This window comes from uncultured Candidatus Kuenenia sp., from assembly GCF_900696675.1.
In the GTDB taxonomy this organism is placed as follows: domain Bacteria; phylum Planctomycetota; class Brocadiia; order Brocadiales; family Brocadiaceae; genus Kuenenia; species Kuenenia stuttgartiensis_A.
In genome coordinates this window covers 1-1038 of the sequence record NZ_CAADGZ010000311.1, presented here as the reverse complement: position 1 = coordinate 1038, position 1038 = coordinate 1, and the positions used below count along the sequence as shown (strand labels likewise).

At 33.1% G+C, this 1038-nt stretch carries 3 protein-coding genes; 2 read left to right on the top strand and 1 reads right to left on the bottom strand.

Features of this window, described 5'->3' with window-relative positions; genetic code table 11:
• Positions 1–295 precede the first annotated feature (295 nt).
• A complete protein-coding gene (locus QZT26_RS17870; protein ID WP_295104135.1) occupies positions 296–499 on the top strand; it encodes a helix-turn-helix transcriptional regulator in 204 nt (67 codons plus the stop codon).
• A 4-nt stretch (positions 500–503) separates the two neighbouring features.
• Positions 504–908, top strand: coding sequence for a hypothetical protein (locus QZT26_RS17865; RefSeq protein WP_295104134.1), 405 nt, complete (start codon positions 504–506; stop codon positions 906–908).
• A 15-nt stretch (positions 909–923) separates the two neighbouring features.
• Here the strand turns inward: QZT26_RS17865 and QZT26_RS17860 are convergent.
• The coding region (locus QZT26_RS17860) for a hypothetical protein (protein WP_295100125.1) at positions 924–1038 on the bottom strand (115 nt) is incomplete at its 5' end.

The following is a 1038-nucleotide window of genomic DNA, read 5'->3' as shown; positions in this document are numbered from 1 at the left end:
CTCTTAATCAGAGAAAAGCGGAAACGCTCTGTTCTTAATCGCAAAAGGGCAAAAATTCCTTCCCCCAGACCCCCTTCCTTTTTGCCCTTTTGCTTTTCGGGCTTCGCCCGATTTTTTTGCGGGGCTAATTTATTTATAGTTGCGCTTGCCCCACCACTCCCGTGCGCGCGCAACAGAAAGGAACTCCCTATAATTTGTTTGATTGAAATTAAAAAATGATGTATCATTATAATTGAGAAAGAAAACGATATAAATTATACTTTATACATTATATTGTATATTATAACATAACACAATGGCAAATTCCAAAATAAGCTCAAACATTAAGAAATTACGAACAGAAAAGGGCTACTCTCTTGAGAAAGTAGCTCGTTTTGCTGATTTATCGCTCAATACAGTAATGAGAGTAGAATCAGGAGTAAATAAAAATCCTACTATTGAAACACTGACAAAAATTGCGAAAGCTCTAAATGTTGGCGTTGATGATTTAATAAAATAAAAACATGACAGATTTAGACAGAGCTATAAAATTTAAAGAAAAATTACACTCTCTAATTGACTTGGTTGGCGATGATAATATTTTGAGCAATCAGGATTATGTAGAGGAAAGAAATTATTTTGTGAATAATTATAAAGGGAGTGTGCCAAAATTTTTTGAAAATTGTAGGACGCAAAGTGATTTTATAAACCAGCTTCGAATAGTTGCTTCTGGCGGTGGAAGTTGGCAAGCAAGAAGAGAATTTATAGAAAAATCTTTTGCTGACTTTTTAAATTTTTTAGAATTTGGTAATTCATCAGACTACAATGAAGCAACAATATCAGACAATCAGATAAATATTATTTTACAAAAAGAAGTGTTTTCTCAGGGGTTGTCAGATAATAACTTTTACAACTATGGCATGGGATAATACGGTGTGAATGACTCAATTTTTTGAAATTGTATAATTCCAATCTCCATGGAAATTATGCTTTCCAATATTAATCTTTTCCATTTCCCGATCGGAAACCTTTATCCCTGTTGGATATTTCCTTTTGTCA

Bases quoted from the DNA above. Each gene is read 5' to 3' on its own strand.
- QZT26_RS17870 (WP_295104135.1), top strand. From the start codon at position 296: ATGGCAAATTCCAAAATAAGCTCAAACATTAAGAAATTACGAACAGAA.
- QZT26_RS17865 (WP_295104134.1), top strand. From the start codon at position 504: ATGACAGATTTAGACAGAGCTATAAAATTTAAAGAAAAATTACACTCT.